At 66.7% G+C, this 15,295-nt stretch carries 16 protein-coding genes, 1 tRNA gene and 1 pseudogene; 4 read left to right on the top strand and 14 right to left on the bottom strand.

The window, feature by feature from the left end; translation table 11 throughout:
• Positions 1-876 (top strand): autotransporter outer membrane beta-barrel domain-containing protein (locus tag C556_RS0103650; protein WP_018746874.1); only part of this gene is annotated, 876 nt, incomplete at its 5' end.
• Between the two features lie 209 nt (positions 877-1,085).
• The gene (locus C556_RS22095) at positions 1,086-1,256 is read left to right on the top strand and encodes an integrase core domain-containing protein (protein WP_083930347.1); all 171 of its coding nucleotides are present in this window, start codon (positions 1,086-1,088) and stop codon (positions 1,254-1,256) included.
• Between the two features lie 279 nt (positions 1,257-1,535).
• Here the strand turns inward: C556_RS22095 and C556_RS0103655 are convergent.
• Both C556_RS0103655 and C556_RS0103660 read right to left on the bottom strand, forming a co-directional pair.
• Positions 1,536-1,611: transfer RNA gene (locus C556_RS0103655), tRNA-Thr, on the bottom strand.
• 55 nt (positions 1,612-1,666) lie between these two features.
• Complete coding sequence (locus tag C556_RS0103660; protein ID WP_018746875.1) at positions 1,667-1,978, bottom strand: DUF2322 family protein; 312 nt, start codon at positions 1,976-1,978, stop codon at positions 1,667-1,669.
• Positions 1,979-2,098: 120 nt separating this feature from the next.
• Here C556_RS0103660 and C556_RS21430 point away from each other — a divergent pair, with 120 nt between their 5' ends.
• Positions 2,099-2,623 carry an EF-hand domain-containing protein gene (locus C556_RS21430; protein WP_018746876.1) on the top strand — a complete coding sequence of 175 codons (525 nt, stop codon included), beginning with the start codon at positions 2,099-2,101 and terminating at the stop codon, positions 2,621-2,623.
• Between the two features lie 80 nt (positions 2,624-2,703).
• Here C556_RS21430 and C556_RS19195 read toward each other — a convergent pair whose 3' ends face one another.
• The 12 genes from C556_RS19195 to C556_RS0103725 all read right to left on the bottom strand — a co-directional run bounded on the left by C556_RS19195 (position 2,704) and on the right by C556_RS0103725 (position 12,926).
• A complete protein-coding gene (locus C556_RS19195) occupies positions 2,704-3,684 on the bottom strand; it encodes an HD-GYP domain-containing protein (protein WP_018746877.1) in 981 nt (326 codons plus the stop codon).
• A gap of 334 nt (positions 3,685-4,018) precedes the next feature.
• On the bottom strand, positions 4,019-4,213 hold the full coding sequence (gene iscX, locus C556_RS0103675; RefSeq protein ID WP_018746878.1) for a Fe-S cluster assembly protein IscX: 195 nt from the start codon (positions 4,211-4,213) through the stop codon (positions 4,019-4,021).
• Positions 4,210-4,698 (bottom strand): YbaK/EbsC family protein, encoded by a 489-nt coding sequence (locus C556_RS0103680; RefSeq protein ID WP_018746879.1) that lies wholly within the window; start codon positions 4,696-4,698, stop codon positions 4,210-4,212. The genes iscX and C556_RS0103680 overlap by 4 nt, the downstream gene beginning before the upstream one ends.
• The gene (gene fdx, locus C556_RS0103685; RefSeq protein ID WP_018746880.1) at positions 4,698-5,036 is read right to left on the bottom strand and encodes an ISC system 2Fe-2S type ferredoxin; all 339 of its coding nucleotides are present in this window, start codon (positions 5,034-5,036) and stop codon (positions 4,698-4,700) included. Before fdx ends, C556_RS0103680 begins: the two co-directional genes overlap by 1 nt.
• 58 nt (positions 5,037-5,094) lie before the next feature.
• Positions 5,095-6,951, bottom strand: a complete 1,857-nt coding sequence (hscA, locus tag C556_RS0103690; RefSeq protein WP_018746881.1) for a Fe-S protein assembly chaperone HscA — start codon at positions 6,949-6,951, stop codon at positions 5,095-5,097.
• Positions 6,952-7,003: 52 nt separating this feature from the next.
• Entirely contained in the window at positions 7,004-7,534 is a 531-nt protein-coding gene (hscB, locus tag C556_RS0103695; protein ID WP_018746882.1) for a Fe-S protein assembly co-chaperone HscB, read from the bottom strand.
• Positions 7,535-7,618: 84 nt separating this feature from the next.
• Complete coding sequence (gene iscA / locus C556_RS0103700) at positions 7,619-7,942, bottom strand: iron-sulfur cluster assembly protein IscA (protein ID WP_018746883.1); 324 nt, start codon at positions 7,940-7,942, stop codon at positions 7,619-7,621.
• 44 nt (positions 7,943-7,986) lie between these two features.
• The gene (gene iscU, locus C556_RS0103705; RefSeq protein WP_018746884.1) at positions 7,987-8,367 is read right to left on the bottom strand and encodes a Fe-S cluster assembly scaffold IscU; all 381 of its coding nucleotides are present in this window, start codon (positions 8,365-8,367) and stop codon (positions 7,987-7,989) included.
• 163 nt (positions 8,368-8,530) lie between these two features.
• A complete protein-coding gene (locus C556_RS0103710) occupies positions 8,531-9,739 on the bottom strand; it encodes an IscS subfamily cysteine desulfurase (RefSeq protein ID WP_018746885.1) in 1,209 nt (402 codons plus the stop codon).
• 67 nt (positions 9,740-9,806) lie between these two features.
• Positions 9,807-10,301 carry a Fe-S cluster assembly transcriptional regulator IscR gene (gene iscR, locus C556_RS0103715; RefSeq protein ID WP_018746886.1) on the bottom strand — a complete coding sequence of 165 codons (495 nt, stop codon included), beginning with the start codon at positions 10,299-10,301 and terminating at the stop codon, positions 9,807-9,809.
• Positions 10,302-10,432: 131 nt separating this feature from the next.
• A complete protein-coding gene (gene cysE, locus C556_RS0103720; protein ID WP_018746887.1) occupies positions 10,433-11,188 on the bottom strand; it encodes a serine O-acetyltransferase in 756 nt (251 codons plus the stop codon).
• Between the two features lie 106 nt (positions 11,189-11,294).
• A complete protein-coding gene (locus C556_RS0103725) occupies positions 11,295-12,926 on the bottom strand; it encodes an alpha-glucosidase (protein ID WP_018746888.1) in 1,632 nt (543 codons plus the stop codon).
• 203 nt (positions 12,927-13,129) lie between these two features.
• Between C556_RS0103725 and glgB the strand changes: the two are divergent.
• Positions 13,130-15,295: pseudogene (glgB, locus tag C556_RS0103730) on the top strand (1,4-alpha-glucan branching protein GlgB); the annotation flags it as partial.

The raw sequence follows: 15,295 nt of genomic DNA on the forward strand, positions 1-15,295 counted from the left end.
CAGGGGCAGGCCAGCCAGGTCGTCGCTCCCGATGGCCGGATCCTGGGCGAAGCCAGCAGCTGGGGCCGCATCGTCGGGGCCGCCTCGCGCGCCGACGGGGCGGGCAACCTGCGCCATCGCAGCCAGGACACCCTGATCCACCTCGGGAGCGATCTGCTGCGGGTGTCGGACGGCGGTCAGGGCAGCGTGCGCCTGGGGGTGATGGGCGCGTTCGGCCGCAGCGAAGGCAAGTCGGAAGGCGGCTACAGCACCGCGCGCAGCAGCGTGCAGGGCTACAGCGGCGGCGTGTACGGCACCTGGTTCGGCCAGGAGGACGCCCGCACGGGGCCCTATGTGGATAGCTGGGTGATGTTCGGCAGCTACCAGAACCGGGTGGACGGCGACGGCCTGCCCACCGAGCACTACCGCTCCCGCGAGCTGAGCACGTCGCTGGAAGGCGGCTACGCCTGGTCCTTCGAAGGTACGGCGGGCGCCCGCTACCTGGTGGTGCCCCAGGCGCAGGTGATCTGGTCCGACTATCGCGCGTCGGACCACACCGAGCAGACCGGTACCGTGGTGCGGGAGATCTCCGACCGGACGGTGACCACGCGGGTGGGGCTGCGCTGGGAACAGACCGCCGCCACGCTGGCGGACGGGGTCACGCCCTTGCAGCCGTTTGCCGAACTGAACTGGTGGCACGGGCCGGGCTCGCACCGCATGGTGTTCGATGGCGACGTGGTCACCGAGGCGTTGCCGGCGAACCGTGGCGAGCTGAGGCTGGGCGCGCGCGGCGAGGTGGCGAAGGATGTGAGCGTCTGGCTCACGCTGGGCGCGGAGGTCGGCGGGCAGGACTATGTGCGCGGATCGGCGCAGGTGGGGGTCAAGACCCGCTGGTAGTCGGATAGGGAAGACTGCCCTCTGTGAGGCCTGATTGCGGGACAGCTCTACGTTGCAGGAGCAATTTTGCTGCGGGGCCAGCACCTTGCCATGCTGGCCCCAACGCAAAAAAAACGCGGCCACAAAGACGTGGACTGCCCCGACTCAAGTAGGCATTCCGGCTCTATGACTTGAGCATGGGAGGATGTCCAGTCTACGGGGCGTAGTGTCTGAACGCGCATTGGCTCCTGTCGCTGGATGATGCGCGTGAGAAGACCGAGCACTGGCAAGTGGATTACAACGAATCCAGGCCGCACAGTTCGCTGGGTGACCTGACCCCGAGCGAGTTCCGACTCGCCCACCTTGAAGCCGGAAATCTCCAACTTCGACCGCTCGGTTAGTCGGGAGGAGGTCAAGGGCGGGGCGAGCGCACGCCACGACGTGGACTGCGAGGTGATGGCAAACGGGTATCGCGACTGGTCCCGGGTGGCGAGCAGCGCTGAAGAGGCGTGTTCACCATCGGTGCGACGGTGGCCGACAAGCGTCTGCAGGGAATGTGGATTGGAGAAACTTAAGGGAAATGGCGCAAATAAAATGACCCCCTGATGATGAATCAGGGGGTCATTGTGGCGTAAATCAATCGATACGAATTTCGTAATCCATTGATTTGACGTGAGAATTGGTGCCGGCGGCAGGAATCGAACTCGCGACCCCCTGATTACAAGTCAGGTGCTCTACCAACTGAGCTACACCGGCGAAGCCCGGGATTCTACGTCAAGCGGGCGAAGTCGCCAACCGCCGGCGGGCTCGTTCAGGCGGCGACCAGGCGTACAGCCAGCGCCTTGCCTGCTGCACGCAGTTCGAACAGGCGATCGATGTTGGGATGTTTGCCCGGATGGGCTTCGGCGTCGTCGGTGTGCTCGGCATAGAGGCGCAGGCCACGGTCGGCGGCGATGGCGTCGAGCGCGCCGAATTCCTGGTACAGCGCGTGGTAGACGCGCAGGCTGCCGGCCTGGCCGGGCTTGTTCTCGATGCGTGCCACCACGGTGTCGCCGTCGAGCAGCTCCAGAGCGCTCAGGTGGTCGACGGTGGGCAGGGTGGCGAGCTGTTCGCTGAACTTCATGGGGTTCCTTGGCAGTGGTGATTTGTCGCGGTGTTGTAACGGGTGTCAACCCTGGGGACAGCCTGGCGTTATTGCCAGGGTGCCGGCCGCGAGCCGGATTCTGCTACGAAGGAGCGAAACATGAAACGTTGGACGATCGGTGTGGTGGCGATGGCATTGGCAGCTGGCGCCGTGATGGCGGCCGACGGCTGGGGCGGCAAGGATGGCGCACCGCGCGATATCAGCCGCGCGGATTTCGTCAAGGGTGCCGAGGCCCGCTTCGATGCGATGGATGCCAACAAGGATGGCGTGGTCACCCAGGCGGAACGCCAGGCTGCGTGGAAGACGCGCGCCGAGCACTTTCGGCAAATGCGCGGCGACGTGACCGAAGCCCAGTACCTGGAGGCGGCCAAGGCGCGCTTCCAGCGGCTGGATAGCGACAAGAACGGCGTGCTGAGTGCCGACGAGCGTGGTCACCATGGTCAGCGTGGCAACTTCCGCCATGCCGGGATGATGATGCCGCGCGGCGATATGACCCGCGCCGACTTCGTCAAGCACGCGGAAGCCCGCTTCGACGCGCTCGATACCGACAAGAATGGCGTGGTGACCGTGGCCGAATTCCAGGCCGCGCACCCGCACTGGAAGGGCGGCGCCAAAGCGCGCTGAGCATGATGCGCCGGCCCGGGCCGGCCTGCCGGAACGAAAACAGCCCCGCGTTGCGGGGCTGTTTTCATTGGGGGGCGATCTCAGTGTCGCAACTGCGCGCCGGAAGCCTCGTCGGCCCACACTTCGGTCAGGCGGAAGTAGCGCGCCACCTTTTGCGAATCGAGCACGCCGGTGACGGTGTTTTCCTCGTGTCGGGTATCACGCTCGGTGCGGTTGACCAGGATGCGTCCGTGCGAATCGAACAACGACATCACCAGCGGCGCGCTCTCGATCAGGCCGGGGCGCTTGACCACGGCGATCTCGCCGCGCAGCAGTTGCACCACGGCACCGGGCGGGTAGACGCCCAGCGTCTGGGTCAGCAGGCGGCCCAGCTTGCTGTCGATGTCGCCCTGGGCCAGCGTCTGCTGCAAGGCGCTGTCCGGGCGCAGCGCGTTGCGCCAGGCGCTCTGGGTGAGCAACGCGCAGTAGCGGTCGGCCAGCCCGATCAGCCGGGCTTCAAACAGGATCTGCTCGCCGCTCAGGTGATTGGGATAGCCGCTGCCGTCGGGAATTTCGTGGTGCTGCAATACGCAATCCAGCCAGAGGGTGTCGGCGACGCCCATGGCGCGCAGCAGGTCGCGGCCGTGCTGCGGGTGCAACTGGATCTGCTGGCGCTGGTCCGGCGTGGGCGGGAAATCCTGGTGCGTCAGCTGATCCTGCAATTCGGTCATGCCCAGGTTCATGGTCAGCGCGGCGGCGACCACCGAGCGGCGCACGCTGGCGCCGTGGCCGACGCGGCGCAACGCCAGCTCCACCACCAGGGCCACGTCGACGGCGTGGCGCACGGCGTAGGGTTCTTCCTGGCACAGCAGGATCATGGCGATGGCGACATCGGGGCTGCGGTCGCAGGCGGCCTGAACCTGTTCGACCAACTGGCTCATGCGCTGGACGAAGTCGCCGGCTCCCCGGTCGTGGACGGTGACCAGCGCGGCGGCCAGCCCGGCGCGGATGGCGCGGACCAGGCGGCCGGCGGTGACGACGGCCGGGTCATCGGATTGTTCGGGTGGTTGGGCGGATTGCATCGCGCGGTCTACGGAAGCGGTTCATGCGTTATGCAACAGATGGTGGATTCGGGTCAATCCGGCGCTTTCCGAGCCGGCCAGGAGGGCAGGGCGGGCGAAACGGCGCGGGGCCAGCTCACTGGCGGGTTCCGTCCTGCACGGGCCGCCTGTCCCGCTCGTCGGTGTAAATGCGGCTGGCAAAACCTTCGGCCGCGTCGCATTCATTTGGCATAAATCTTGTACTGCCCGCGTTTCGCATTCCTGGCCAGAACCGCTGCGCTGGGTTTTGCTGGCTGCTCAAAATGCTGCGGTGAGCAAGTCGGCGGCGTCGCCGGGCCGGTGCGCGCGGGCAAGCCTATTCGGCCTCGTCGATCCAGCACATCTGGATCGCTTCGAGGATCTTCTCCCCGCTGTGCTTGGGATCGTCGTCGAAGCCCGGCAGCGCCAGCACCCAGTTGCGCAGGTCGACGAAATTGATGCGGGTCGGGTCCACGTCGGGGTGGGCTTCGGCCAGTTCGATGGCGATCTCTCGGCTGTCGGTCCATTTCATGGCTGGGGTTCCTCCTTGACGCGGGTGACCTGGCCGGCGGTCAGCGTCAGCAATTGGGCGGGGGTCAGGCGGAAGACGCTGTTGGGCGTGCCGGCGGCGGCCCAGATGGCGTCGTATTGCAGCAGGTCTTCATCCACGAACACGATGGGATCTTCGGCGTGCGCCACCGGCGACACACCGCCGATGACGTAGCCGGTCTTGGCGCGCACGAAGTCGGCGTCGGCGCGGCCGATCTTTTCGCCCACCAGTTGCGCCACGGTCTTTTCGCAGACGCGGTTGGCGCCGCTGGCCACCACCAGGACGTGACGCTCGCTCTGCTTGGCGCGCAGGATCACCGACTTGGCGATCTGCGCCACGGTGCAGCCGATGGCGGCGGCCGCGTCGGCGCTGGTGCGGGTGGAGGCGTCGAACTCGACGATCTCGGCGGCGACGCCGGCGGCATCGAGCGCGGCGACCACGCGCTGCTGGCTGTCGGAGGCGGCCATCAGTGGTTCTCCCGGGCGTGGTTGATGGTGTACTTCGGGATCTCGACCACCAGTTCGTCGTCGGCGACCACGGCCTGGCACGACAGGCGCGACACCGAGGTCAGGCCCCATGCCTTGTCCAGCAGATCTTCTTCTTCCTCCTCGGCCGGCTCCAGGCTGTCGAAGCCCTTGCGCACGATCACGTGGCAGGTGGTGCAGGCACACGACTGCTCACAGGCGTGCTCGATGAAGATGTCGTTGTACAGCAGGGCGTTGCAGATCGAGGTGCCCGGCTCGACGTCCAGTTCCTTGCCTTCGGGGCACAGGTCGGGATGCGGCAGCACGGTGATTTTGGTCATGGCGTTCTGTTCCTGGATGACGGTCGCCGTTCGGGCCCGGAGCCGGGCCGTCGCGGGTTCAAAGCTCTTCGATCTTGTGGCCGGTCAGGCCGCGGCTGACGGCACGGTCCATGCGGCGGGCGGCGAATACCTGGGTGGCCTGGTTCAGCGCCTCGGCCTGCTGGCGGATGCGGTCCGCGTCGTCGCCGGCCATGGCGGTGCGCACGGCGGCCACCTGGGCATCGACGGCGGCGCGCTCCGCATGGTCGAGCAGATCGCCGTCACTGTCGAGCGCGGCCGAGGTGGCGTCCACCAGTGATTCGGCCTCCACCCGCGCTTCGGCCAGCTTGCGGGCCAGCAGGTCGTCGCCGGCATGGGTCATCGATTCGCTGAGCATGCGGGCGATCTCGTCGTCGGACAGTCCGTAGCTCGGCTTGACGGCGACGCTGGCGGCCACGCCGGTGCTCTGTTCGGTGGCCGACACCGACAGCAGGCCGTCGGCGTCCACCTGGAAGGTGACGCGGATGCGCGCCGCGCCTGCCACCATCGGCGGGATGCCGCGCAGTTCGAAGCGCGCCAGGCTGCGGCAATCGCTGACCAGCTCGCGCTCGCCTTGCAGCACGTGGATCGCCATCGCGCTCTGGCCGTCCTTGAAGGTGGTGAATTCCTGCGCGCGCGCGGTGGGGATGGTGCTGTTGCGGGGAATGATCTTCTCCACCAGCCCGCCCATGGTCTCCAGGCCGAGCGACAGCGGGATCACGTCCAGCAGCAGCCAGTCGTCGTCGCCCTTGTTGCCGGCCAGCACGTCGGCTTGCATCGCGGCGCCCAGTGCCACCACCTTGTCCGGGTCCAGGTTGGTCAGCGGCGGCCGGCCGAACAGCTCGGCCACGGCGCGGCGCACGTGCGGCATGCGGGTGGCGCCGCCCACCATCACCACGCCCTTGACCTGCTCTGGCGTCAGGCGCGCGTCGCGCAGCGCGCGGCGCAGCGGCACGATGGTCTTCTGCACCAGGTGCGCGGTGATCTGCTGGAAGGTCTCGGCGGTGAGTTCCAGGTCGATCACGGTGCCGTCCGACAGCTTGGCGGTGATCTGGGTGACGTCGTGCTCGCTCAGCGTTTCCTTGGCTTCGCGGGCGCGGGTCAGCAGCAGGCGCGTGTCGCGGGCGCCCAGGTTGCGCAGGTCGGCCTGCTCCAGCATCCAGCAATAAAGGCGGTGGTCGAAATCGTCGCCGCCCAGGCGCGAGTCGCCGCTGGTGGCGCGCACTTCGAACACGCCGCGCGACAGCTCCAGCACCGACACGTCGAAGGTGCCGCCGCCCAGGTCGTATACCACGTAGACGCCCTCGGCGGCGTTATCCAGGCCGTAGGCGATGGCGGCGGCGGTCGGTTCGTTCAGCAGTCGCAGCACGTTCAGGCCGGCCAGCGCGGCGGCGTCTTTGGTGGCCTGGCGCTGGGCGTCGTCGAAGTAGGCCGGCACGGTGATGACGGCGCCGACCAGCTCGCCCCCCAGGCTTTGTTCGGCGCGGGTTTTCAGCGTGCGCAGGATGTCCGCCGAGACGGCGACCGGGCTCTTCACCCCGGCGGCGGTCACCAGCTTGAGCATCCCAGGCTCGTCGACGAAGCGATACGGCGTGGCGGCGTCGGCCACGTCGTGCAGGCCGCGCCCCATGAAGCGCTTGACCGAGACCACGGTATTGGCCGGATCCTGGTTCTGCCGCGCCTGCGCGGGATAGCCCACGGTCACCGCGCCGTCCGCCGCGTAATGGACCACAGAGGGCAGCAGGGCGCGCCCGGCCTCGTCGGGCAGACAGGCCGCGCTGCCGCTGCGCACGGTGGCGACCAGCGAATTGGTGGTGCCCAGGTCGATGCCGACCGCCAGCCGGTGCTGGTGCGGGGCGGCGCTCAGGCCAGGTTCGGAGATTTGCAGTAGGGCCATTGGGGATTGTGTGTTTTATGACGCGGGCCGCGACGGCGCGCGCCGGTTCGGATCAAAACAGCGCCGCCTCGATGGCGTCGCCGATTTCCTGGTCCAGTTTTTCCAGGAAGCGCAGCTTGCGCACGGCGACGGCGGCCTCGGCCAGTCTGTCCGCGTCCAGCAGGTCGCCCAGTTCGGCTTCCAGATCGCCGATCTCGCCGCGCAGTTCGGTGTTCAGCGCTTCCAGGCGCTCGACGTTGCCGCTGGCGCGGGCTTCGGCGATCTGCTCGCGCCATTCCATCTGCCCCATCAGGAAATCCATCGGCATCGCCGTGTTGGTTTCCTCCTGGGTGTCCACGCCGGCCAGCGTCAGCAGGTAGCGGCCGCGCGCCAGCGGGGATTTGAGGATCTGGTACGCCTCGTTCACCCGGGTGGCGATCTGTAGCGCGAGGCGCTTTTCGGCGTCGCCGGCGCTGGCATAGCGGTCGGGATGGTACTGGGCTTGCAGGGCGCGGTAGCGCGCATCCAGGGCGCGCGCATCGATGGCGAAACGGGCGGGTTGTTCGAACAGGTCGAAATGGGAGGCGGCGAAGTCGAAGGTCATGGGTCGGCGTGGCTGGAAAGGGGGCTGGTCGCCCGGACACCCGCGGGGCGCGCCGGAACGGTGGACCGTTCCGGCGTCACGTCGTCAGACGTGGAAGCTTTCGCCGCAGCCGCACTCGTTCTTGACGTTGGGGTTGTTGAAGCGGAAGCCTTCGTTCAACCCTTCCTTGGCGTAGTCCAGTTCGGTGCCGTCCAGGTAGGGCAGCGACTTGGCGTCGGTGTAGATGCGCACGCCGTGGCTTTCGAACACCAGGTCGTCGTCGCTGGCCACGTCGACGAACTCCAGCTTGTACGCCATGCCGGAGCAACCGGCTGTCTTGACCGCCAGCCGCACGCCCAGGCCCTTGCCGCGACGGGCGAGGAAACCGGCGACGTGGTTGGCGGCGCGCTCGGAAAGGGTGAGTGCCATGGGCGGGTTCCTTGTCGGGTGCGGGGCGGGCCCCGCGAAAACGATCAACCGTGCTTCTTGCGATAGTCCTCGACCGCCGCCTTGATGGCGTCCTCGGCGAGGATCGAGCAGTGGATCTTCACCGGCGGCAGCGCCAGTTCCTCGGCGATCTGGGTGTTCTTGATCGACAGCGCTTCGTCCAGCGTCTTGCCCTTCACCCATTCGGTGATCAGCGACGACGAGGCGATGGCCGAGCCACAGCCGTAGGTCTTGAACTTGGCGTCCTGGATCACGCCATCGGCGCCGACCTTGATCTGCAGTTTCATCACGTCGCCACAGGCCGGCGCGCCGACCATGCCGGTGCCGATCGTCTCGTCGCCCTTCTCGAAGGAACCGACGTTGCGGGGATGCTCGTAGTGGTCCAGGACCTTTTCGCTGTATGCCATGTGTGTGCTCCTTGTGGAGCGGGAAGGGAGAAGAGGGAAGGGAGAAGGGTATCTTCCGCCGGCTCTTCAGTTCTCGCCGCCAAAACTTGTTTCTATTGCGGGAGGCGACAAGGTGGCGGTTTTACCCTTCCCCCTTCTCCCTTCCCTCTTCACATTCAGTAAATCAGTGCGCTGCCCACTCGATGGTGTTCAGGTCGATGCCGTCCTTGTACATCTCCCACAGCGGCGACAGTTCGCGCAGCTTGCCGATCTTTTCGTGGATCAGCTTGATGGTGAAATCGATGTCCTCGACCGTGGTGAAGCGGCCGATGGTGAAGCGGATCGACGAGTGCGCCAGTTCGTCCGAACGGCCCAGCGCGCGCAGCACGTAGGAGGGCTCCAGCGAGGCGGAGGTACAGGCGGAGCCGCTCGACACCGCCAGATCCTTCAGCGCCATGATCAGGCTTTCGCCCTCGACGAAGTTGAAGCTGACGTTGAGGTTGTGCGGCACGCGGCGCTCCAGGTCGCCGTTCAGGTGCACTTCCTCGATGTCCGACAGGCCCGCCCACAGCCGGTCGCGCAGCATGCGCACGCGCTCCAGCTCGGTGCCCATGTCCTCGCGGGCGATGCGGTAGGCCTCGCCCATGCCGACGATCTGGTGGGTGGCCAGCGTGCCGGAGCGGAAGCCGCGTTCGTGGCCGCCGCCATGCATCTGCGCCTCCAGGCGCACGCGCGGCTTGCGGCGGATGTACAGCGCGCCGATGCCCTTGGGGCCGTAGGTCTTGTGCGCCGACAGCGCCAGCAGATCGACCTTCACCTTGGACAGGTCGATGGCGATCTTGCCGGTGGCCTGGGCGGCGTCCACATGGAAGATGATGCCCTTGGCACGGCACAGCTCGCCGATGGCCTCGATGTCCTGCACCACGCCGATTTCATTGTTCACCCACATCACCGACACCAGGATGGTATCCGGGCGGATGGCGGCTTCCAGTTCGGCCAGGTCGAGCAGGCCGTCTTCGCGGACATTCAGATAGGTGACCTCGAAGCCTTCGCGCTCCAGCTCGCGCATGGTGTCCAGCACGGCCTTGTGCTCGGTCTTCACCGTGATCAGGTGACGGCCCTTGTCCTGGTAGAAGTGCGCGGCGCCCTTCAGCGCCAGGTTGTCCGACTCGGTGGCGCCGGAGGTCCAGACGATTTCCTTGGCGTCGCAGTTGAGCAGTGCCGCAACCTGTTCGCGCGCTTCCTCGACCGCGGCCTCGGCTTCCCAGCCGAAGGCGTGCGAGCGGCTCGCCGGGTTGCCGAAATGCTCGGTCAGCCAGGGGATCATCTGCTGCGCCACGCGCGGGTCGACCGGCGTGGTGGCGGAGTAATCGAGGTAGATCGGGGTCTTCATGTGGCGGATGGCTCCAATTTTGCGTCCCGGCCCGTGGGGCCGTTCCCTATGCCTTGCGTGGCTGCGACTACAACGTGGTGGTCGCGCCGCTGCGTTCGGTGTTCTTGTGGCGCTGGTCGTGCAGCACGCCCGCGCATTCCGCCTTGCGGCGCTGCTTTTCCTGTTGCTCGGCCAGCAGTTGCGCCAGCGTGATGCCCGACAGGTAGTCGTAGATGGTGCGGTTCAGGCTGGCCCACAGGTCGTGCGTCATGCAGCGACGGTCGTCCAGACAGTTTTCCTTGCCGCCGCACTGGGTGGCGTCCAGCGGTTCATCCACCGCGCAGATGATGGCGGCGACGGTGATGTCGGCGGCCGGACGGGCCAGGCAGTAACCGCCACCGGGGCCGCGCACGCTGTCCACCAGTTCGCGTCGGCGCAGCTTGCCGAACAACTGTTCGAGGTAGGACAGCGAGATGTGCTGGCGCTCGCTGATCCCGGCCAGCGTCACGGGGCCGCTGGCTTCGCGCAGGGCGAGGTCCAGCATGGCGGTGACGGCAAAACGGCCCTTGGTGGTGAGGCGCATCGCGTAGTTCTCGGGTGGCTCGGTTCGGGACGAATCGTAAAATAACCTAGTGTTTTAGTCAACTAAAAACCTGACTGGTTCGGTCGGGTTTTCCACCGACGGATCGCGGGCCCGGCAGCCCGCCGCGACGCTCAGTCGACGATCTTGTTCAGGTAGTTGGGGTCGAAGCGGTCGGCCGTCGCGCGCTCCTCGGCGCAGTCGATGCCCAGTTGTTCCAGCTTCTTGAGGATGGCGTCGATCTTGTGGTCGGTGGTGACCGAATGATCGAGCATGCCGTGGATGGCCTTGACCACCGGGTCGTTCATGTCGCCCGAGATGCCGTAGGCGGAGAACCCCAGCGCCTCGGCCTTTTCCTCGCGCGCGATCTGTTGCTCGTCGGCCTCGATCACCCGCGCCGGGATGCCGACGGCGGTGGCCCCGGCGGGCACCGGCTTGACCACCACGGCGTTGGAACCGATCTTGGCGCCCTTGCCGATGACGATGGGGCCGAGCACCTTGGCGCCGGCGCCGATGATCACGCCCGCTTCCAGCGTCGGATGGCGCTTGCCGTGGTTCCACGAGGTGCCGCCCAGCGTGACGCCGTGATACAGCGTGCAGTCGTCGCCGATCTCGGCGGTCTCGCCGATGACGATGCCCATGCCGTGGTCGATGAACACGCGGCGGCCGATGGTGGCGCCGGGGTGGATCTCGATGCCGGTGAAGAAGCGGCCCAGGTGCGAGACGAAGCGCGCCAGCCACTTGCAGTCGCGCCGCCACAGGCCGTTGGAGACCAGATGCAGGCTGAGCGCGTGAAAACCGGGGTAACAGGTGACCACTTCCCATACGGTGCGGGCGGCGGGGTCGCGGTCGAAGACCACACTGATGTTTTCACGCAAGCGGTCGAGCATGGCGCACAGGGGAGGGGCGGGGAAAGGCTGAGTATTTTACTCGACTTCTCGCCCACTGTGTAAGGATGTGCGCCCGCGGCAGGGCGCACATCCAGTAGGGGAGCGCTTACCCCTGGACCGTCCAGAAGCCGCCGCCCCACGGCGCCAGTTGCAAGCCCTTGTCGTCGATGGTCGCGCCCGACAGCCCGTGACCTTCGAGCGGCGTGGCGCCGCGCAGCACCTTGGGCAGCGACCAGCGCTGCGGCGCGCCGCTCAGGTTGAACACCGCGCCGACGCGTTGCTTGCCCAGGGTGCGGACGAAGATCAGCAGCGGCTCGGGCGCGCGGATGAACTCGATCTCGCCCTGGCGCAGCGTCAGCTGTTGCTGGCGCCACGCCAGGAAGTGCCGCACGAAGTTGAGGATGGAGTCGGGCGGCGCCTCCTGGGTGTCCGCGGCGCGGGCCAGGTGCGCCGCGGGCACCGGCAGCCAGGGCTGGCCGTTGGTGAAGCCGCCCGCCGTCGCGTCCTTGTGCCACGGCATTGGGGTGCGGCACCCGTCGCGCCCCTTGAAGTCGGGCCAGAACGCCTTGCCGTAGGGGTCTTGCAGCAGTTCGTAGGGGATGTCGGCCTCGGGCAGTCCCAGCTCGTCGCCCTGGTACAGACAGGCGGAGCCGCGCAGCGTGGTGGCCAGGGCTGTCAGCAGCTTGGGGCAGGCGGGGTCCTGCGTGTCCTTGCCCCAGCGCGTCAGCACCCGGGGAACGTCATGGTTGCCGATCGACCAGCAGACCCAGCCCGGCTTCTGGTAGCGGCGGAACGCGCGCTCCATGTGCGCCACCTGCGCCTGGATGAAGCCGGCGGAGAATTCCTCGGTCAGCAGGGTGAAGCTGTACGCCTGGTTCAGCTTGTCGTCGCCGCCGGTGTATTCGGCCAGGCGCCCCAGCGAATCGTCGTCGCCGATTTCGCCCATGCTGCAGGCGCCGTAGCGGTCGAGCAGTTCGCGCAGCCGTTGCAGGAACACCAGGTTCTGCGGGCGCGATTTGTCGTAGCGGTGGCGCTGCATGCCGTAGGGGTTCACGTCGGAGACATTGGTGTGATCCGCGTGCTCGGCCGGCGGGTTGCTGCGCAGCTTCCGGTCGTGGAAGTGGTAGTTGCAGGCATCGAAGCGGAAGCCGTCCACGCCGCGTTTGAGCCAGAACTCCACCGCATCGAGCAGCGCCTGCTGCACCTCGGGGTTGTGAAAGTTCAGATCGGGCTGGCTGGCCAGGAAGTTGTGCATGTAGTACTGGCGGCGCCGACTGTCCCATTGCCAGGCGCTGCCGCCGAACACCGACAGCCAGTTGTTCGGCGGGGTGCCATCGGGATTGGGGTCGGCCCAGACGTACCAGTCGGCCTTGGGGTTGTCGCGGCTGGAGCGCGATTCGACGAACCATGGATGCAGGTCGGAACTGTGCGACAGCACCTGGTCGATGATCAGCTTCAGGCCGTGGCGGTGCACTTCGGCCAGTAGCGCGTCGAAATCGGCCAGCGTGCCGAACAACGGATCGACGTCGCAATAGTCGGCCACGTCGTAGCCGAAATCCTTCATCGGCGATTTGAAGAACGGTGAAATCCAGATCGCATCGATGTTCAGCGATTTCAGGTAGCCCACCTTCTCGGTAATTCCGGGCAGGTCGCCGACACCGTCACCATTGCTGTCCATGAAGCTGCGCGGGTAGATCTGATAGATGACCCCGCCGCGCCACCATTGCGTCTTTTTCACCAACGTCCTCCTTGAATTGACGCTTAAGCTGACCTCGCTTTGATTGCGGTTGTCGCTTAAGCCACGACGAGATAATGTGGCACTGATGTTGTAATGCAGCAAATATCCATTTGCATCCAAGTCTATAAAACAATGTCGGGTCGTCAGCCGATTCCATACCAAGTTCCCCGGATTTCGACATGCCTTATTACCTTCCCGCAGCCACCGTCGATGCGCTAATGCGCGCCAATCATTCCGACCCGTTCTCCGTGCTCGGCATGCACGAGGTGGACGGAAAACTGACGGTGGCCACCGTGCAGCCGGGGGCGTCGGCGGTGGCGGTGGTCGACGCCAGGACCGGCCGGCGCGTGGTCGAGCTGGACTGCACCGATCCGCGCGGCTTCTTCGAGGGTGTGGTGCCGCGCCGCAAGCAGCGCTTCGCCTATCGCCTGGCCGTCACCTGGGATGGCAACGAGGTCGAGCTGGAAGACCCGTACCGCTTCCCGCCGGTGCTCGGCGACCAGGACGTGTGGCTGTTGTCCGAAGGCACCCACCTGCGGCCGTTCGAGCGCCTGGGCGCCCACTGGCGCGAGCTGGAAGGCATCGGCGGCACCGCGTTCGCAGTCTGGGCGCCGAATGCGCGCCGGGTATCGGTGGTGGGCGACTTCAACCAGTGGGACGGCCGGCGCAACGTGATGAGGTTGCGCCGCGAATGCGGGGTGTGGGAGATCTTCATCCCCAACCTGCCGCCCGGCCTGCACTACAAGTTCGAGATCGCCGACCGCCACGGCGCCATCTTCCAGAAAGCCGACCCCTACGCCTTCGCCGCCGAGATGCGACCCGGCACCGCCTCGCGCATCAACGGCCTGCCCGATTGGGTGGCGCCATCCGACGAGCGCCGCCGCGCCAACGCGCTGGATGCGCCGATCTCCATCTACGAAGTGCACCTCGGCTCCTGGCGACGCGTGCCGGAGGACGGCAATCGCTGGCTCAGTTACCGCGAGCTGGCCGACACCCTGGTGCCCTACGCGGTGGACCTGGGTTTCACCCACCTGGAGCTGTTGCCGGTCAGCGAGCATCCATTCGACGGCTCTTGGGGCTACCAGCCACTGGGCCTGTACGCCCCGACCAGCCGCTTCGGCTCGCCGGAGGATTTCCGCTACTTCATCGAGCGCGCCCACGCCGCCGGCCTGGGCGTGTTGCTGGACTGGGTGCCGGGGCACTTCCCCAGCGATCCGTTCGGCCTGGCGTATTTCGACGGCTCGCACCTGTTCGAGCACGCCGACCCGCGTGAGGGCTTCCACCAGGACTGGAACACCCTGATCTACAACTTCGGCCGCAACGAGGTGCGCAACTTCCTGATCGGCAACGCGCTGTACTGGATCGAGCGCTACGGCATCGACGGCCTGCGGGTGGATGCGGTGGCGTCGATGCTCTACCGCGACTATTCGCGCCAGGAAGGCGAATGGGTGCCCAACGAGTTCGGTGGGCGCGAGAACCTCGAAGCCATCGATTTCCTGCGCCGCATGAACCAGACCGTCGGCGTGGAGCGGCCCGAGGCCACCACCATCGCCGAGGAATCGACCGCCTTCCCCGCGGTCAGCCGGCCGCCCGACATGGGCGGGCTGGGCTTCCACTTCAAGTGGAACATGGGCTGGATGCACGACACGTTGAACTACCTGGCCAAGGATCCGGTGTACCGCCAGCACCATCATCACCAGATGACCTTCGGCATGATGTACGCCTTCAGCGAGAACTTCGTGCTGCCGCTGTCGCACGACGAAGTGGTGCACGGCAAGGGCTCGCTGCTGTCGCGCATGCCCGGCGACGCCTGGCAACAGTTCGCCAACCTGCGCGCCTACTACGCCTTCATGTGGGCGCACCCCGGCAAGAAGCTGCTGTTCATGGGCGGCGAATTCGCCCAGGGCCGCGAGTGGAACCACGACGACAGCCTGGATTGGCACCTGCTGGGCCAGGAAGGCGGCGGGCCGTGGCACGTCGGCGTGCAGTCGCTGGTGCGCGACCTCAACCGCGTCTACCGCGGCAACCGCGCGCTCCATGCGCTCGATTTCGACGCGCGTGGCTTCCAGTGGCTGATCGCCGACGACGCCGCCAATTCGGTGTACGCCTTCGTGCGTTACCCGGATGACGACAGCGAGCCGGTGGTGGTGGTCTGCAACTTCACCCCGGTGCCGCGCGACGGCTATCGCGTCGGCGTGCCGCTGCCGGGGCGCTATCTGGAACTGCTGAATACCGATTCCGGCTACTACGCCGGCAGCAACCTCGGCAACGTCGCGGCGGAAACCGAGGCGGTGCCCGCGCACCAGCAGGCCCAATCGCTGGTGCTGACCTTGCCGCCGCTGGCCACGCTCTATCTGCGCCGAGGCTGA

It is taken from the genome of Chitiniphilus shinanonensis DSM 23277 (genome assembly GCF_000374805.1).
GTDB lineage: Bacteria > Pseudomonadota > Gammaproteobacteria > Burkholderiales > Chitinibacteraceae > Chitiniphilus > Chitiniphilus shinanonensis.

What these genes read in the sequence shown, in the direction of transcription:
- iscR (WP_018746886.1), bottom strand. Translation starts at nt 10,301, where the DNA reads ATGCGCCTCACCACCAAGGGCCGTTTTGCCGTCACCGCCATGCTGGAC.
- hscB (WP_018746882.1), bottom strand. Translation starts at nt 7,534, where the DNA reads ATGACCTTCGACTTCGCCGCCTCCCATTTCGACCTGTTCGAACAACCC.
- C556_RS0103660 (WP_018746875.1), bottom strand. Translation starts at nt 1,978, where the DNA reads ATGAAGTTCAGCGAACAGCTCGCCACCCTGCCCACCGTCGACCACCTG.
- C556_RS21430 (WP_018746876.1), top strand. Translation starts at nt 2,099, where the DNA reads ATGAAACGTTGGACGATCGGTGTGGTGGCGATGGCATTGGCAGCTGGC.
- iscX (WP_018746878.1), bottom strand. Translation starts at nt 4,213, where the DNA reads ATGAAATGGACCGACAGCCGAGAGATCGCCATCGAACTGGCCGAAGCC.
- fdx (WP_018746880.1), bottom strand. Translation starts at nt 5,036, where the DNA reads ATGACCAAAATCACCGTGCTGCCGCATCCCGACCTGTGCCCCGAAGGC.
- iscA (WP_018746883.1), bottom strand. Translation starts at nt 7,942, where the DNA reads ATGGCACTCACCCTTTCCGAGCGCGCCGCCAACCACGTCGCCGGTTTC.
- C556_RS0103680 (WP_018746879.1), bottom strand. Translation starts at nt 4,698, where the DNA reads ATGGCCGCCTCCGACAGCCAGCAGCGCGTGGTCGCCGCGCTCGATGCC.
- cysE (WP_018746887.1), bottom strand. Translation starts at nt 11,188, where the DNA reads ATGCTCGACCGCTTGCGTGAAAACATCAGTGTGGTCTTCGACCGCGAC.
- C556_RS19195 (WP_018746877.1), bottom strand. Translation starts at nt 3,684, where the DNA reads ATGCAATCCGCCCAACCACCCGAACAATCCGATGACCCGGCCGTCGTC.
- iscU (WP_018746884.1), bottom strand. Translation starts at nt 8,367, where the DNA reads ATGGCATACAGCGAAAAGGTCCTGGACCACTACGAGCATCCCCGCAAC.
- C556_RS0103710 (WP_018746885.1), bottom strand. Translation starts at nt 9,739, where the DNA reads ATGAAGACCCCGATCTACCTCGATTACTCCGCCACCACGCCGGTCGAC.
- hscA (WP_018746881.1), bottom strand. Translation starts at nt 6,951, where the DNA reads ATGGCCCTACTGCAAATCTCCGAACCTGGCCTGAGCGCCGCCCCGCAC.